The sequence below is a fragment of the Vibrio sp. 1167 genome (assembly GCF_033340375.1).
Lineage (GTDB): Bacteria > Pseudomonadota > Gammaproteobacteria > Enterobacterales > Vibrionaceae > Vibrio > Vibrio alginolyticus.
On record NZ_JAWOWK010000010.1, the window covers coordinates 68,715 to 85,319 of the forward strand.

The 16,605-nt window shown below is 45.6% G+C and carries 18 protein-coding genes; 15 read left to right on the forward strand and 3 right to left on the reverse strand.

The window, feature by feature from the left end:
• The first annotated feature begins 68 nt into the window (after positions 1-68).
• The 8 genes from nrdR to pgpA all read left to right on the forward strand — a co-directional run bounded on the left by nrdR (position 69) and on the right by pgpA (position 6,347).
• The gene (gene nrdR / locus R7Z78_RS18825) at positions 69-518 is read left to right on the forward strand and encodes a transcriptional regulator NrdR (RefSeq protein WP_005381578.1); all 450 of its coding nucleotides are present in this window, start codon (positions 69-71) and stop codon (positions 516-518) included.
• A 7-nt stretch (positions 519-525) separates the two neighbouring features.
• Positions 526-1,653, forward strand: coding sequence for a bifunctional diaminohydroxyphosphoribosylaminopyrimidine deaminase/5-amino-6-(5-phosphoribosylamino)uracil reductase RibD (gene ribD, locus R7Z78_RS18830; RefSeq protein ID WP_005383627.1), 1,128 nt, complete (start codon positions 526-528; stop codon positions 1,651-1,653).
• Positions 1,654-1,661: 8 nt separating this feature from the next.
• Positions 1,662-2,315: a riboflavin synthase gene (locus R7Z78_RS18835; protein WP_005381574.1), complete on the forward strand. Its 654-nt coding sequence runs from the start codon at positions 1,662-1,664 to the stop codon at positions 2,313-2,315.
• Positions 2,316-2,488: 173 nt separating this feature from the next.
• Complete coding sequence (ribBA, locus tag R7Z78_RS18840) at positions 2,489-3,598, forward strand: bifunctional 3,4-dihydroxy-2-butanone-4-phosphate synthase/GTP cyclohydrolase II (protein WP_104975927.1); 1,110 nt, start codon at positions 2,489-2,491, stop codon at positions 3,596-3,598.
• A 169-nt stretch (positions 3,599-3,767) separates the two neighbouring features.
• A complete protein-coding gene (gene ribE, locus R7Z78_RS18845) occupies positions 3,768-4,238 on the forward strand; it encodes a 6,7-dimethyl-8-ribityllumazine synthase (RefSeq protein ID WP_005381572.1) in 471 nt (156 codons plus the stop codon).
• The gene (gene nusB, locus R7Z78_RS18850) at positions 4,238-4,705 is read left to right on the forward strand and encodes a transcription antitermination factor NusB (RefSeq protein WP_005381571.1); all 468 of its coding nucleotides are present in this window, start codon (positions 4,238-4,240) and stop codon (positions 4,703-4,705) included. The genes ribE and nusB overlap by 1 nt, the downstream gene beginning before the upstream one ends.
• A gap of 78 nt (positions 4,706-4,783) precedes the next feature.
• On the forward strand, positions 4,784-5,749 hold the full coding sequence (gene thiL, locus R7Z78_RS18855; protein WP_005381570.1) for a thiamine-phosphate kinase: 966 nt from the start codon (positions 4,784-4,786) through the stop codon (positions 5,747-5,749).
• Between the two features lie 91 nt (positions 5,750-5,840).
• Positions 5,841-6,347, forward strand: a complete 507-nt coding sequence (gene pgpA / locus R7Z78_RS18860; protein WP_005381569.1) for a phosphatidylglycerophosphatase A — start codon at positions 5,841-5,843, stop codon at positions 6,345-6,347.
• A 46-nt stretch (positions 6,348-6,393) separates the two neighbouring features.
• Here pgpA and dxs read toward each other — a convergent pair whose 3' ends face one another.
• The 3 genes from dxs to xseB are packed head-to-tail and all read right to left on the reverse strand — an operon-like array spanning position 6,394 to position 9,428.
• Positions 6,394-8,259 carry a 1-deoxy-D-xylulose-5-phosphate synthase gene (gene dxs, locus R7Z78_RS18865; RefSeq protein ID WP_104975928.1) on the reverse strand — a complete coding sequence of 622 codons (1,866 nt, stop codon included), beginning with the start codon at positions 8,257-8,259 and terminating at the stop codon, positions 6,394-6,396.
• A gap of 20 nt (positions 8,260-8,279) precedes the next feature.
• On the reverse strand, positions 8,280-9,164 hold the full coding sequence (gene ispA, locus R7Z78_RS18870; protein WP_033905843.1) for a (2E,6E)-farnesyl diphosphate synthase: 885 nt from the start codon (positions 9,162-9,164) through the stop codon (positions 8,280-8,282).
• Between the two features lie 21 nt (positions 9,165-9,185).
• Positions 9,186-9,428 (reverse strand): exodeoxyribonuclease VII small subunit, encoded by a 243-nt coding sequence (xseB, locus tag R7Z78_RS18875; protein ID WP_005381566.1) that lies wholly within the window; start codon positions 9,426-9,428, stop codon positions 9,186-9,188.
• A gap of 263 nt (positions 9,429-9,691) precedes the next feature.
• On the opposite strand from xseB, the gene pomA reads away from it, so the two are divergent.
• From pomA to rlmM, 7 genes are all read left to right on the forward strand, one after another.
• Positions 9,692-10,453, forward strand: a complete 762-nt coding sequence (pomA, locus tag R7Z78_RS18880; protein WP_005381564.1) for a flagellar motor protein PomA — start codon at positions 9,692-9,694, stop codon at positions 10,451-10,453.
• A gap of 14 nt (positions 10,454-10,467) precedes the next feature.
• A complete protein-coding gene (locus tag R7Z78_RS18885) occupies positions 10,468-11,415 on the forward strand; it encodes a flagellar motor protein MotB (protein ID WP_033905844.1) in 948 nt (315 codons plus the stop codon).
• A gap of 211 nt (positions 11,416-11,626) precedes the next feature.
• Positions 11,627-13,075 (forward strand): tRNA uracil 4-sulfurtransferase ThiI, encoded by a 1,449-nt coding sequence (gene thiI / locus R7Z78_RS18890; protein ID WP_005383617.1) that lies wholly within the window; start codon positions 11,627-11,629, stop codon positions 13,073-13,075.
• A 510-nt stretch (positions 13,076-13,585) separates the two neighbouring features.
• Positions 13,586-14,506, forward strand: coding sequence for a transcriptional regulator GcvA (locus R7Z78_RS18895; RefSeq protein ID WP_005383616.1), 921 nt, complete (start codon positions 13,586-13,588; stop codon positions 14,504-14,506).
• Positions 14,487-15,110, forward strand: a complete 624-nt coding sequence (locus R7Z78_RS18900) for an alpha/beta fold hydrolase (protein WP_104975929.1) — start codon at positions 14,487-14,489, stop codon at positions 15,108-15,110. Before R7Z78_RS18895 ends, R7Z78_RS18900 begins: the two co-directional genes overlap by 20 nt.
• Positions 15,100-15,498: a DUF423 domain-containing protein gene (locus R7Z78_RS18905; protein ID WP_047010151.1), complete on the forward strand. Its 399-nt coding sequence runs from the start codon at positions 15,100-15,102 to the stop codon at positions 15,496-15,498. Before R7Z78_RS18900 ends, R7Z78_RS18905 begins: the two co-directional genes overlap by 11 nt.
• Entirely contained in the window at positions 15,495-16,586 is a 1,092-nt protein-coding gene (rlmM, locus tag R7Z78_RS18910; RefSeq protein WP_017820611.1) for a 23S rRNA (cytidine(2498)-2'-O)-methyltransferase RlmM, read from the forward strand. Before R7Z78_RS18905 ends, rlmM begins: the two co-directional genes overlap by 4 nt.
• Positions 16,587-16,605: the final 19 nt, after the last annotated feature.

The following is a 16,605-nucleotide window of genomic DNA, read 5'->3' on the forward strand; positions in this document are numbered from 1 at the left end:
TATAACCATGAACGCGTGGTTATCCGTGATTGCTCATGAGGTTATTTTGGTATAGATATGGAGGTGATATGCATTGTCCTTTTTGTTCCGAGAACGATACCAAAGTTATTGATTCCCGCTTAGTGGCTGATGGCCATCAAGTTCGACGTCGCCGTCAGTGCTTGGCGTGTAGCGAGCGTTTCACTACGTTTGAAAGCGCAGAGTTAGTGATGCCTAAAGTGATCAAATCGAATGGCAACCGTGAACCATTTGATGAAGATAAAATGGTTGGCGGTATTCAACGCGCTTTAGAGAAACGCCCAGTGAGTGCCGATTCTATAGAGTTAGCGATCAGTATGATCAAATCACAACTGCGTGCGACGGGTGAGCGAGAGGTTCCGAGTGAAATGATTGGTAATTTAGTCATGGACCAGCTCAAAGAGCTCGATAAGGTGGCTTACATTCGTTTCGCTTCCGTTTACCGCAGCTTTGAAGATATTCGCGAGTTTGGCGAAGAGATTGCCCGCCTAGAAGACTGAGTAGCTCATGACTCAACACTCTCCTGAAAGAGCGTTTTCTGATTTAGATTTCGCCATGATGTCACGAGCTATTAAGTTAGCGAAACGTGGCATTTATACCACCGCCCCTAATCCAAATGTAGGGTGTGTCATCGTTCGTGATGAAGAAATTGTCGGTGAAGGCTATCACCATCGTGCTGGTGAGCCGCATGCCGAAGTGCACGCGATGCGCATGGCGGGTGAAAAAGCAGTTGGTGCAACCGCTTATGTGACGCTAGAACCTTGCTCTCATTACGGCCGTACACCGCCATGTGCCGAAGGGCTGATTAAAGCCAAAGTGGCACGTGTGGTTTGCGCCATGGTAGACCCAAACCCGAAAGTTGCAGGTCGCGGCATCCAGATGTTACGTGATGCCGGAATTGAAGTACAAATCGGCTTGTTAGAGCAAGATGCCCTTGCCCTTAACCCTGGTTTTATAAAGTACATGCGCACAGGCATGCCGTTTGTTCAATTAAAAATGGCAGCCAGTTTGGATGGGCAAAGCGCACTCAATAATGGTCAGAGCCAATGGATCACCTCCCCTGCGGCCCGCCAAGATGTGCAGCGTTATCGAGCGATGAGTGGTGGTATTCTCTCTACCAGCAAAACGGTGATTGATGATAATGCGTCACTCAATGTGCGTTGGGATGACTTACCTACCAGTGTTCAAGCGCAGTATTTACGAGAAGAACTTCGTCAACCAGTACGTGTAATCTTAGACCGTCAGAACCATTTAACGGGTGCGCTCAAGCTGTTCCACACCGATGGAGAGCGAGTTATTATTCGCTCTGATGGAGACTGTATCCCTCTATTGGACAGCGCTGACCAAATTGACTTATCAACGACATTAAAACGTATCTCGGATGAGCACCACATCAATCACTTATGGGTTGAAGCTGGAGCTACGCTAGCGAGTGCGATGATAAAGGCTAATCTTGTAGATGAGCTCATTGTTTACCTTGCGCCAAAACTCATGGGCAGCGATGGTCGGGGGCTTATCGGTGCTTTAGGGTTAAGCGCTATGGCTGACGTCATAGATTTAAACATTACAGACGTTCGTATGGTTGGGGTAGACATTCGCATCACCGCCACCATAAAACGTAATGAAATTAGATAAGAAATAGTATGTTTACAGGAATAGTAGAAGCAGTTGGCAAGTTAGCTGCGATTACGCCGAAGGGCGAAGACATCACCGTCACGGTTGAAACGGGTACGCTTGATATGTCAGACGTTAAGTTAGGCGATAGCATTGCGACCAATGGTGTTTGCTTAACGGTAGTTGACTTCGGAAGCCACTATTACAGTGCTGATCTGTCATTAGAAACCTTGAAGAAAACGGGGTTTGCTGAATACCAAGTAGGCGATAAGGTGAATCTAGAAAAAGCCATGTTGCCAACAACGCGATTGGGTGGACATATCGTTTCTGGCCATGTCGATGGGGTTGGTGAAATTGTCGAACGCAATTCAGTTGGCCGTGCGATAGAGTTTTGGGTTGCAATGCCTGCGGAAATTAGCAAGTACGTTGCAGAGAAAGGCTCGATTACTGTTGATGGTATTAGCCTAACCGTCAACGACTTACGTAAAAATGCTTTTAAGCTGACGATCGTTCCTCATACGAGTGAAGAAACTACGATTGACCAGTTTCAAGTGGGGCGCAAAGTCAACTTGGAAGTTGATGTACTTGCGCGTTATATGGAGCGTTTACTGCAAGGACAACAAGAAGATAAGGCCGAGTCTCGTATCACGATGGACTTTTTACAGCAAAACGGTTTTGCATAAGTCTTGGGAGTGGCTGCGTGAGGCATGCGATAAAGAGCAGACTCACAGAACACCGCGAGATTCATTGACTTGCTTAATGCAAAGCTCAAACTATTGACCTAACTAGCATTCACTGCAACGTAATTTTTCATTGCTGTCGCAATAACAAATTTAGAATAACGGGATAACAGACTATGCCAATCAGTACGCCACAAGAAATTATTGATGATATTCGCGCAGGCAAAATGGTCATCCTAATGGATGATGAAGACCGCGAGAATGAAGGTGACTTGATCATGGCTGCCGAGCATATTACGCCGGAAGCCATCAACTTTATGGCAACCTATGGCCGTGGCCTGATTTGTTTAACCATGACCAAAGATCGTTGCGAAAGTCTAGGTCTGCCACCAATGGTGCAAGACAATAATGCGCAATACACCACCAACTTTACTGTTTCGATTGAGGCAGCAGAAGGGGTAACGACGGGTATTTCAGCCGCAGATCGCGCACGTACCGTTCAAGCAGCAGTCGCGCCAAACGCTAAAGCTGCGGATTTGGTGCAGCCTGGTCACATCTTCCCTCTCGCAGCTCAAGACGGCGGTGTACTGACTCGTGCAGGTCACACTGAAGCTGGCTGTGATTTGGCTCGTCTTGCTGGTTTAGAGCCAGCATCGGTGATTGTTGAGATCTTAAATGACGACGGCACGATGGCCCGTCGCCCAGATCTAGAGATCTTTGCAGAGAAGCACGGTATTAAATTGGGCACTATTGCCGACCTAATTGAGTACCGCAATAACACTGAGACAACGATTGAACGTGTGGCAGAGTGTAAGTTACCGACAGAGTTTGGCGAGTTCACGTTAGTCACGTACAAAGACACCATTGATAACCAAGTGCACTACGCAATGTGCAAGGGCGATTTGAAAGAAAAAGTGCCACTGGTTCGCGTTCATCTTCAAGACGTTTTTACCGACTTACTACGTAGCGATCGTAATGCAGAGCGCAGCTGGACACTAGATAAGGCAATGACACGCATTGGTGAAGAAGGCGGTGTGCTGGTTGTTCTTGGCCATGAAGAATCGACCGATCTACTTATTCATCGCGTGAAGATGTTCGAAGCGCAAGACAAAGGTGAAGCCCCAACGCTTGCTAAAAAACAAGGCACGTCTCGCCGTGTTGGCGTTGGTTCACAGATTCTTGCGGATCTCGGTGTACATGATATGCGTCTTCTGTCATCGACCAACAAAAAGTACCACGCGTTAGGTGGTTTTGGTCTGAACGTTGTTGAGTACGTCTGCGAGTAACAACCGAACAATAAGTTCCTAGTCTTTGACGTGCTTAACTCGTCAATGGCTAGGAACCGGTGATTTGCCTCCAATTTCCATTAGATATTGCTCACAAATTTGTGCTAGAATCCGGCGATTCTCACTTGATGAACATATTTCACTTATAAATAGAGTTAAAGGAAAGCTTATGAAAGTGATCGAGGGTGGCTTCCCAGCGCCAAATGCAAAAATTGCTATCGTTATTTCTCGTTTCAACAGTTTTATTAACGAAAGCCTACTTTCTGGTGCGATCGATACACTAAAGCGTCACGGACAAGTAAGCGAAGACAACATCACGGTTGTGCGTTGTCCAGGTGCCGTAGAACTACCTCTAGTAGCTCAGCGTGTTGCTAAAACTGGCAAATTCGACGCTATTGTTTCTCTAGGGTCTGTTATTCGCGGTGGAACGCCTCACTTTGACTATGTTTGTAGTGAAATGAACAAAGGTCTAGCACAAGTGTCTATGGAATTCAGCATTCCAGTAGCATTTGGTGTTTTGACTGTTGATACGATCGATCAAGCGATTGAACGCGCAGGAACCAAGGCTGGTAATAAAGGTGCAGAGGCTGCACTAAGCGCACTTGAAATGATTAATGTACTATCTGAAATTGATTCCTAATGGGGGCCAGTGTGAAACCAGCCGCACGTCGTAACGCACGTCAATTCGCTCTACAGGCGATCTACTCATGGCAAATTACTAAAGAGAATGTTGCCAAGATTGAAGAACAGTTTTTGTCTGGCGACAAATACGATGAAGAAGAACTTCATGCATCTGAGCCAGCGCTTGCTGCTCCAGAGACAGACGTAGCTTACTTCCGTGAACTATTAAGCGGTGTTGTACTTAGCCACGCTGAGCTAGATAGCAAAATTCGTCCATACATCTCTCGTCCTATGCAGGATTTAGATATGATGGAACTTGCTCTTCTTCGCCTTGCTATGTACGAGATGACTCGTCGCGAAGATGTTCCTTACAAAGTTGTTATCAATGAAGCGATTGAACTTGCAAAAGTTTTCGCAGCAGAAGATAGCCACAAGTTTGTGAATGGTGTACTTGATAAAGCAGCACCTCACATTCGTAAGAAATAACGATTTCTTCAATGAAAAGGTCAGCACATGCTGACCTTTTTTGTATCAAAAGCTTTTACATCAAAAAGTAAGTGAATTATGTCTGGTGAATTTAATCTGATAGACAAGTACTTCGTCGGTCGTCAGAGCCAACGTAAAGATGTCCATCTAGCCGCTGGTGATGATTGCGCTTTGGTCAAAGCGCCAGCTAATGTTCAGATTGCGATTAGCACGGATACATTGGTAGCTGGAACGCATTTCTTAGCCGACGCGAACCCAGCATGGGTCGCACACAAAGCATTGGCTTCTAACATCAGTGATTTGGCAGCGATGGGAGCAACGCCTGCATGGGTGAGCTTTGCATTAACGATGCCCGAGCCAGATGAAGAATGGCTTGCACCTTTCTGTGATGCATTTTTCGAACTGGCTGATTACTATGGTATTCAGTTAATAGGCGGTGATACCACCAAAGGGCCATTGTGTCTGACACTTACGGTGCAAGGTTTTGTACCTGAAGACAAAGCGCTCACGCGGTCCGGCGCAAAGCCTGGGGATTGGGTATACGTAACGGGAAACCTTGGCGATGCAAAAGCTGGCTTGGATGTGATTCTAGATGACTCTCTGCGCAGCAGAGCCGGCGCGGAAGCACTAGAGCGAGCTCACTACCTTAGTTCTCCGCGTGTGCTTGCTGGACAAGCTCTTGTTGGCTTAGCCTCGTCGGCGATAGATATTTCAGATGGTTTAATCTCTGATATTAAGCACATTTTACAGCGATCTCAGGTTGGGGTGAGTATTGATGTCTCTCAGCTACCGATCTCTTCAGAATTAGTTCAGTTTTTAGATGATAAGATCAGCGCGCAGCAGTATGCTTTAGCAAGTGGCGAAGAATACGAGTTGTGTTTTACCGTGCCGGAGCAAAATCGAGGCTCGTTACAAAGCGCTTTATCTCATACTGGCTGTAAGGTCACATGTATTGGTCAAATCCGACCAAATGGAACCTTCGAGCTGCATGATAACAATCAACCACTTGATTGGGACTTAAGTGGCTTCGACCACTTTAAATGATCTGAGCTAAGCTCTAGCCAAGAGCCTGTTACTATTGAGTAACTCGCAGGCATGACGATTGAAACCAAACTAGCAGTATAGGTTTAAGGATATGACCAACCCTCTTTCTCTGATTTCATTAAAGAACCCGTGGCATCTATTGGCGACGGGTTTTGGCAGTGGATTATCCCCGTTTATCCCTGGAACAATGGGCACACTGGCGGCCGTGCCTTTCTTTTTGTTGTTGGCACAATTACCATTTACGGCGTATGTCATTGTTGTTCTGATTTCGTGTGTGATCGGCATTCAAATATGCCAAGTGACCTCTGCAGACATGAAAGTTCATGATCATGGTTCAATCGTATGGGATGAGTTTGCAGGCTTTTGGATTACGATGAGCATTGTACCTGCACTGAATATTCCACTCACTGAATGGAAGTGGTTGATTACTGGCTTCATCTTATTTCGTTTTTTCGATATGGTAAAACCTTGGCCAATTGGGTGGCTAGATAAGCGAGTTCACGGTGGGCTGGGTATTATGGTTGATGATATCGTGGCGGGAATTATGGCTGGTGTTGCCTTGTTTCTAGTCGCAAAATATGCGGGCTGGATGAATTAAACGTTGACCGTAAAAAAGGGATGCTATGAGCATCCCTTTTTACATTCTATTTTGCTAAATAATCCAAGATGGATTTTTCAATTCCTTTTGCATCGAGACCAAGCTCTTCATGCAGTTCATCTTGTGTTCCCTGATGAATAAACTCATCGGGTAAACCTAGGTTCAACACAGGTTTAATGATTTTATCTTTCATCATGAACTCAACGACACCAGCACCAGCACCACCCGCGATAACATTTTCTTCTAACGTCACGAGCACGTCATGATCTGCGGCTAATTGACGAATCAATGCCTCATCGAGCGGCTTCACAAAGCGCATATCAGCAACAGTGGCGTTAAGGTATTCTGCCGCTTCTAGCGCGTTACCCAAGAAAGTACCAAAGTTCAGAATAGCAACTTTTTCACCTTGGCGAACCATGCGCCCTTTACCGATTTCTAACGCCGTAAACTCAGTTTCGATTTCTACGCCCATGCCGCTACCACGAGGGTATCGAACCGCACTCGGGCCAGAATGCTTATGGCCAGTGTAAAGCATTTGTCGGCACTCGTTTTCGTCGCTTGGCGCCATGATCACCATGTTCGGAATACAGCGCATAAAGCTCAAATCGAACGCACCTTGGTGAGTTTGACCATCTGCGCCAACGAGACCTGCGCGGTCGATCGCAAACATCACTGGTAAGTCCATGATCGCGATGTCGTGGATCAATTGGTCATAACCACGTTGCAAGAAAGTCGAATAGATAGCAACGATTGGATGATCGCCCGCAATTGCCATGCCTGTTGCCAGTGTCACCGCGTGCTGCTCAGCAATCGCCACATCAAAGTATTGGTCTGGGTACTCTTTTGAGAAACGCACCATACCCGAGCCTTCGCGCATCGCTGGCGTAATTGCCATTAGCTTAGGATCTTGGGCCGCCATGTCACATAAAAAGTCACCGAAGATCTTTGAGTAAGTTGGCTTACCACCACTGCTCTTCGGTAAGCTATTGTTTGCCGGTGCGAACTTCGGCACTGCATGGTAGCCGATAGGATCTTTCTCGGCAGGCTCATAACCTTTGCCTTTCTTGGTCATGATGTGTAGGAATTGAGGACCTTTGAGCTCACGCATATTTTTCAGCGTTTTGACGAGTTCATTGACGTCGTGCCCATCAACCGGGCCAATGTAATTAAAGCCGAACTCTTCGAACAGAGTACCAGGCACCACCATGCCTTTTAGGTGCTCTTCCGTACGGCGAACCAACTCTTTAATAGGTGGAACACCAGACAGCACTTTCTTACCGCCTTCACGGATAGAAGTGTACAAGCTACCAGAAAGTACTTTCGCAAGGTGGTTATTCAGGGCGCCGACGTTTTCTGAAATCGACATTTCGTTGTCGTTCAAAATCACCAACATATCAGGATGAACGTCGCCAGCGTGGTTCATGGCTTCGAATGCCATGCCTGCTGTAATTGCGCCATCGCCAATCACACTGACAATTTTACGGCCTTTGCCTTCTTTTTGTGCGCTGATGGCCAAGCCAAGACCTGCACTGATAGATGTCGAAGAGTGACCGACAGACAACGTGTCATATTCACTTTCTTCACGCCAGGGGAAAGGGTGTAGACCATCCTTTTGGCGAATTGTTGGCATTTTATCGCGACGTCCGGTGAGGATTTTATGCGGGTAAGCCTGATGACCAACATCCCAAATCAATTTGTCGATAGGGGTGTTGTAAACATAATGCAGAGCGACAGTTAGCTCTACGGTGCCTAAGCCAGACGCTAAGTGTCCGCTAGATTGGCTCACTGAATTTAGCAGATACGTTCGCAGTTCATCACACAGATTTGGTAATGTTTCTTTCGGAAGAAGACGTAATTCTTCCGGTGTATTTGCTAACGCCAGTGTTGGGTACTTTGAAATATCAAGAGTCATATAAATGCGCGCTTATAGTGTTAATTTTTGCGCTCGATGACATATCGGGCGAACTCTTCGAGTAACTGAGTATTGTATGGGATAGCTTCCAATGCTTGAAGTGCTTCCTGTAACAGAGTGTGAGCTTTCTCTATGGCTCCCTCTAAACCCAGCAGGGAAGGATAAGTGCTCTTATTCAGACCTTGGTCGGAACCTTGAGGCTTACCCAGTGTTTCTGTGTCACTGATGATATCAAGAATATCGTCTTGAACCTGAAACGCCAAACCAATTGCTTTTGAGTAGCGCTCCAAATGAGGTAGAACTTCGATACCTTTCTCACCAGCAGCTAATGCACCTAATTTTACCGCACAATCAATCAGAGCTCCGGTTTTTTTACGGTGTATCTCTTCCATTTCTTCAAGAGAAACTTGGCGATTTTCCGCGCCTAAATCTAAGGCTTGCCCTACACACATGCCGCTGGCACCAGAGGAATGCGCTAAGGCTTTGATCATGCTGATGCGTTGAGCTTCAGCCGCCGGGCTTAATTGACCATCAGCAATAATAGTGAAGGCAAGAGTTTGTAGTGCGTCACCTGTCAGTATTGCGGTTGCTTCATCAAACTTAATATGACAAGTTGGTTGACCTCGACGCAGTTCATCATCGTCCATGGCTGGCAGATCATCATGAATGAGTGAGTAGGCATGTATACATTCGATAGCAGCGGCGGGGGTGTCTAAGTCTTCAGGTTTACAGCCGAGCATTTGACCTGTGATGTAAACAAGAAAAGGGCGAACGCGTTTCCCACCTAGCAAAAGGCCGTATTTCATTGCTTGAATCAATGGCTGCTCTTGATATGGAAGCTGATCGAGCCACAAATTCAATTGCTGATTGTTTCTTTGTTGAAAAGACGTCAATGTCTGTTGCATCACATTGCTCACTACTGATTGTTATTCTGAATCTGGTTTGAAGTCACTCAGTGGTGCTTCATCATCTTCACTAAGAAGAATGCTCACGCGCTGTTCGGCGTCGCTTAATTTAGTTTGGCCTGCACGAGCTAAGGCAATGCCTCGTTCAAACTTACGCAGGGCATCATCTAGAGCAAGATCGCCATTTTCTAATTGATCAACCAAGCTATCAAGCTCTTCAATGGTTGCTTCAAAGGTCATGTTTTCTGGTTTCTTGACCGCCATCTTTTTTCTGCCTTAATCAAGCCTCGGGTAAGATGCACGAAAGTTACCTTAGCCTAGTAACTTGGTCAAATTTAACCTTATATAATTGTCACAAAATTAGCGTTCAACGAGTCTAAGCGGTGAAACCCCATATTTTGGTTGAGGTTGTTAAGTGTAATTTGTGATCCATTAGCTAAGATTTTTCTAAAAATTCTGCGCGAGTTGTCGATACAGGTAATAATCCGCCCAATGGCAGTATTTGAGTATAGCGTGAGGAGTGCTTTGTGGATTTAGCAACCCTATTAGGTTTGATTGGTGGTTTTGCATTCGTCATTATGGCGATGGTGCTTGGTGGCAGCATCGGCATGTTTGTCGATGTCACGTCGATCCTTATTGTCGTTGGTGGCTCAATATTCGTCGTGTTGATGAAGTTCACAATGGGACAGTTTTTTGGTGCGACAAAGATTGCTGGCAAAGCCTTCATGTTTAAAGCGGATGAACCCGAAGACCTGATCGCAAAAATTGTGGAAATGGCCGATGCGGCGCGTAAAGGTGGTTTTCTTGCTCTTGAAGAGATGGAAATAAACAACACATTCATGCAGAAAGGCATTGATCTACTGGTTGATGGCCATGATGCCGACGTTGTGAGAGCGGCACTCAAAAAAGACATCGCGCTTACGGATGAACGACATACGCAAGGTACTGGTGTATTTCGCGCCTTTGGCGACGTTGCTCCTGCGATGGGAATGATTGGCACCTTGGTTGGTCTTGTTGCGATGCTTTCAAACATGGATGATCCAAAAGCGATTGGACCAGCAATGGCCGTTGCACTCTTGACCACATTGTATGGCGCGATCCTGTCCAATATGGTGTTTTTCCCTATTGCGGATAAGCTTTCTCTTCGTCGTGACCAAGAAACGCTAAATCGCCGTTTGATCATGGATGGCGTATTAGCGATTCAAGATGGCCAAAACCCGCGAGTGATCGATAGTTACTTGAAGAACTACCTCAATGAAGGTAAACGTGCCCTTGAGATTGACGAGTAACTTGGAGAGTCGTGATGGATGATGAAGATAACAAATGCGATTGTCCGCCACCTGGCCTCCCGTTATGGATGGGGACATTCGCAGATTTGATGTCGCTACTGATGTGTTTCTTTGTTCTTCTGCTCTCGTTTTCTGAGATGGATGTACTGAAGTTCAAACAAATTGCAGGATCAATGAAATTTGCTTTCGGTGTGCAAAATCAGCTTGAAGTGAAAGACATTCCCAAAGGTACTAGCATTATTGCCCAAGAGTTTCGACCGGGTCGGCCGGAACCAACTCCGATTGATGTCATCATGCAGCAAACCATGGACATCACTCAGCAGACGCTCGAATTTCATGAAGGGGAGTCTGATCGAGCTGGTGGCACAAAACGTGATGAAGGCAAGTTAACGGGTGGGCAATCGGCAGAAACGTCAACTCAAAACAATGAGTCTGCCGAAGCGGACATGCAACAACAGCAATCTAAAGAGATGTCGCAAGAGATGGAAACCTTGATGGAAAGCATCAAGAAAGCCTTAGAACGAGAGATTGAACAAGGCGCCATTGAAGTTGAAAATCTCGGTCAGCAGATTGTTATACGTATGCGTGAAAAAGGTGCATTCCCAGAAGGTTCGGCTTTCTTGCAGCCTAAGTTTCGTCCTTTAGTTCGTCAGATTGCAGAGCTAGTAAAAGACGTGCCAGGCATTGTTCGAGTATCTGGCCATACAGACAATCGACCGCTAGACTCGGAACTTTATCGTTCTAACTGGGATCTCTCTTCTCAGCGTGCAGTATCAGTCGCGCAAGAGATGGAGAAAGTGAGAGGCTTCTCTCATCAACGTTTGAGAGTGCGGGGTATGGCGGATACGGAGCCCTTGTTACCGAATGATTCTGATGAAAATCGTGCGCTTAACCGACGGGTTGAAATCAGCATTATGCAAGGCGAGCCTCTCTACAGTGAAGAAGTGCCAGTAATTCAATAACTAGGCTTTAGTTTTAAGTCAGTAAAGAGGTAAGAAAGCGAGCAGATTGCTCGCTTTTTTTGTTTTTCCAATCCGCTTGGGTGTATAATCTTGCGCCTTAAAAGTGAGCTCAGACTACTTTTTGTGACTGAAACGCGGTTTTACTGCGTATGAAGTATTGAAGTTGAGTGTCACTCTTTGTTGATTGCGAAACTAACCTGCGAATTAGACTATGAAATTTATTGTAAAGCCCCATCCAGAAATTTTTGTAAAAAGTGAATCTGTGCGTAAGCGCTTCACAAAGATTTTAGAGTGCAACATTCGTAACATCATTAAGAGCCGCACGGAGTCTGTCGCGGTATTTAACCGTCGTGATCACATTGAAGTGACCTCTGAGAGTAACGAATTCCACGCTGAAGTTCTTGAGGTTTTGACTCATACACCAGGCATTCACCACGTACTGGAAGTGAAGCAAACTGAATTTAAAGACTTGCACGATATCTTCGAGCAAGTGCTAGAACTCAACCGTGCTGCACTCGAAAATAAAACCTTTGTTGTACGTGCGAAGCGTCGTGGCAAGCATGACTTTACCTCTATTGAACTAGAGCGTTATGTAGGCGGTGGTTTAAATCAAGCGATTGAAAGCGCTAGTGTTAAGCTACGAAACCCAGACGTGACGATCAAGGTAGAAGTCTCGAACGACAAGCTAAACCAAGTATTGTCTCGTCATAAAGGCCTAGGTGGTTTCCCACTGGGTACGCAAGAAGACGTGTTAAGCCTGATCTCGGGTGGTTTCGATTCTGGTGTTTCAAGCTATCTTCATATCAAGCGTGGTTCAAAAGTACATTACTGCTTCTTTAACTTAGGTGGTCCAGCACACGAAATCGGCGTTAAGCAGGTTTCTCACTACCTATGGAACAAATACGGTTCTTCAGCAAAAGTACGTTTTATCTCAGTTGATTTCGAGCCTGTGGTTGCGGAAATCCTAGAGAAAGTCGATGACGGCCAAATGGGCGTGATCTTGAAGCGTATGTTTATGCGTGCAGCAGGCATGATCGCCCAGAAGATGAAGATCGAAGCATTGGTAACAGGTGAAGCGCTAGGTCAAGTATCGAGCCAAACGCTAACCAATCTACGCCACATCGATAACGTAACAGACACGCTGATTCTGCGTCCGCTTATCAACTGGGATAAAGAAGACATCATCAATCTAGCACGTGAAATCGGCACAGAAGATTTCGCAAAGACAATGCCAGAATACTGTGGTGTTATCTCTAAGAAGCCAACCGTGAAAGCGGTGAAAGGCAAGCTAGAAGCTGAAGAAGAGAAATTCGACTTTAGTATCCTTGAGCAAGTGGTTCAAGAAGCTCGCATGATGGACATTCGTGATATCGCAAAAGAGTCTGAGCAAGCCGCACCAGAAGTAGAGCAAGTTCAAGCGGTAGAAGAGCACGCGGTTGTGCTAGATATTCGTAGTCCTGAAGAGGAAGACGATAACCCACTTGAAATCGAAGGTGTGGATGTGAAACATATCCCTTTCTACAAGCTGGGTACACAGTTTGGTGACTTAGACCAGTCTAAGACATACCTACTTTACTGTGACCGCGGTGTGATGAGCCGTCTGCAAGCGCTTTACTTGCAAGAGCAAGGCTTCAGCAACGTAAAAGTTTACCGTCCATAGCTGACTGTTAAAATACGTTAAAAGGCGCAAATTGAGACATCAATTTGCGCCTTTTTTGTTTTTGATCGCGTTACAGACAACCATTACTTAGCATAATGTTGAGGCTTATCGCAAAGCCATACACTTTGTGTTGATATAACGATAATTAATCCGAAAGAAGAGTAATAAAGTGATATTGCTGCCAGATATGCGGATGAGATTTTTGATAGATAAAAAAACACCGCCTAATTTAGGCGGTGTAACAAATTTGACAGACAGGTCAAAAATAAATACAGGAAGTATATGTTTTGTCACAGGGAGTGTGGACAAAACATTATGGTAGAAATCTACCTAACTCGAAATACGAGTTTGCAAACACAACATCGCAACAACGAAGCCAATTGATTTCCAAAGAAATCAAGCCGTTCAGGCCCGTGTTGCGGGGTGAAATATAGAATTTATCTGGCTGTTCGACAACGGACATTTTATAATGTTTCAGATTAAAAAAACTAATCCTATTAGAGGTCCCATATGTCTCGCAGATTGCCTCCATTAAATTCGCTTCGAGTCTTCGAAGCGGCTGCTCGTCATCTCAGTTTTACACGAGCAGCAGAAGAGTTATTTGTTACTCAAGCCGCGGTCAGTCACCAGATTAAAGCGCTTGAAGAGTTCTTATCATTGAAGCTCTTCCGTCGACGTAATCGTTCTTTGTTGTTAACAGAAGAAGGCCAAAGTTACTTTCTCGATATCAAAGATATTTTCACCTCGATTGCGGAAGCGACAGATAAGGTGTTGGAACGTAGCGAAAAAGGGGCATTGACGATTAGCCTACCGCCGAGTTTTGCTATCCAATGGCTTGTACCTCGTTTGGCCGATTTTAATGCTCAAGAGCCCGATATCGATGTACGTATTAAAGCCGTAGATATGGATGAAGGCTCACTGACTGATGATGTTGATGTGGCGATCTACTATGGCCGTGGGAACTGGCCAGGTTTGCGAGCAGATAAATTGTACCAAGAGTTTTTGATCCCACTTTGTTCACCTTCATTACTTTTGGGTAACAAACCATTAGAATCTTTAAGTGACCTCAAATTACATACTTTGTTACACGATACTTCGCGTAAAGACTGGAAGCAGTTTGCTCGTCATTACAACATTGAAGGCATCAACGTAAACCACGGTCCTATTTTTAGTCACTCAACGATGGTGCTACAGGCTGCTGCGCACGGTCAGGGGGTCGCGCTCGGTAACAACGTACTCGCCAAACCTGAAATGGAAGCCGGACGACTCATTGCACCATTCGACGAAGTGTTGATATCCAAGAATGCATTCTATGTGGTGTGTCATGAACAGCAGGCAGATATGGGCCGAATCGCAACGTTTAGAGACTGGATGTTGGCAACCGCGAGAAAAGAACAAGAGGAAGTATTGGATGAATCACTGGATAGCTGAGGGGCCTGAAAACGGACCGCTGTTTATTTTTGCTCACGGCGCAGGTGCGGGGATGGAGCATGACTTCATGACAGCGGTCGCCAAAGGATTAGTGGAGCAAGGTATTCGTGTAGTGCGTTTTAATTTCCCTTACATGGTGAAACGTTCGGAAGATGGCAAAAAGCGTCCGCCCGATCGCGCGCCAAAGTTGCTCGAAGCATACAGCGAAGTGATCGCTCACTTTGCTTTTTCTCCCGTGGTTATTGGTGGTAAGTCAATGGGCGGTCGTATGTCGAGCTTGTTGGCTGAAAATGAGCTGGTGGCGGGCATTGCCTGTTTAGGGTTTCCATTTCACCCGCCAGGAAAGCCAGAGAAATACAAAGGCGAGCACTTAGCAACCATTGAGAAACCTACGCTGATTCTTCAAGGGGAACGAGACACCTTTGGTAAGCGTGAGGAATTCGATGATTTCGTCCTTTCGTCACAAGTAACGGTGAGCTTTTTACCTGATGGTGACCACAGCTTCAAACCGCGCAAGATCTCAGGTCATACTGAAGTGGGTAACATTGCACTCGCGATAGAGCAGTTAGCGGCGTTTATAAAAGAGGTGTACAGTGAAAAGTAAGTGGTTACTCTCATTCTCTGGTTTGTCTGGGCTGCTTTCGGTCGCTCTTGGAGCATTTGCTGCTCATGGGCTAAAAGCGACACTGGCCCCTTATTTGCTCGGTGTATTTGAGACCGGAGTTCTGTATCAATTTATTCACACGTTGGCGATTGTGTTTTGTGCCATTCTGCTTCTGCTCAATTTGGGACAAAAAGCACAAAAGTATTTTTTCATTGCGGCGATTTGCTTTATTATCGGCATCTTTTGTTTTAGCGGCAGTCTTTACGCGCTGGCGCTGACGGGCATTAAGTGGTTTGGGCCAATTACTCCTGTAGGAGGGTTGCTGTTCATGATTGGTTGGTGTCTGTTCTTTTTTGCTGCGTTCAATATCAAAGAGGTCTCCAAGTGAAACAACTAATGCTCTATTGCCGTTCTGGCTTTGAGAAAGAGTGTGCTGGTGAAATTCAGGACAAAGCGACACAGTTGGAAGTGTATGGCTTCCCTCGTGTGAAGAGAAACTCAGGTTATGTTGTCTTCGAGTGTTACCAAGATGGAGATGCCGACAAACTTGCGAGAGGTTTAGACTTTAAGTCTTTAATTTTTGCTCGACAAATGTTTGCGGTAGCAGCTGAGTTTCAATCGTTGCCAAGTGATGACCGCATTAGTCCAATTTTGAATGAACTAGCAGACATTGAAGCATTCCCTCGTTGTGGTGATTTGAGAATTGAAACGCCAGATACAAATGAAGCGAAAGAGCTACTGAAATTCTGCCGTAAGTTTACCGTCCCAATGCGTCAAGCGTTGCGCGGCAAAGGCTTAATGCTGAACAAAGATAACGCGAAAAAACCAGTACTGCACATTTGCTTTGTTGAGCCTGGCCACTGTTACGTTGGTTACTCTTACACTGACAACAACTCACAGTTCTTCATGGGTATCCCTCGCCTTAAATTCCCAGCAGACGCTCCAAGTCGTTCAACACTTAAACTGGAAGAAGCATTTCATGTCTTTATTCCACGTGAAGAGTGGGATGAGCGTTTAGCACCAGGTATGTGGGGTGTGGATTTAGGTGCATGTCCAGGCGGTTGGACGTACCAATTAGTGAAGCGCTCAATGTTCGTTCACTGCGTTGATAACGGCATGATGGCAGATAGTTTGATGGAAACTGGCCAGATCAAACACCATATGGTGGATGGCTTTAAGTTCGAACCAGACCGCAAGAACGTAACATGGATTGTTTGTGACATGGTGGAAAAGCCAGCTCGTGTTGCTCACCTGATGGGACAGTGGCTGTTAAAAGGTTGGGCAAAAGAGGCTATCTTTAACCTTAAGCTGCCAATGAAAGGGCGTTATGACGAAGTGCTGCAAGACCTTGAAAATCTGAAGCAGTTCCTCATTGATAATAAGGTAAAGTTCAAGCTACAAGCTAAACATTTGTATCATGATCGTGAAGAGATCACGATTCATATCCAATGTCTGTCGAATATTTCACCTTACTAACTTTATTCCCTGAGTCTTT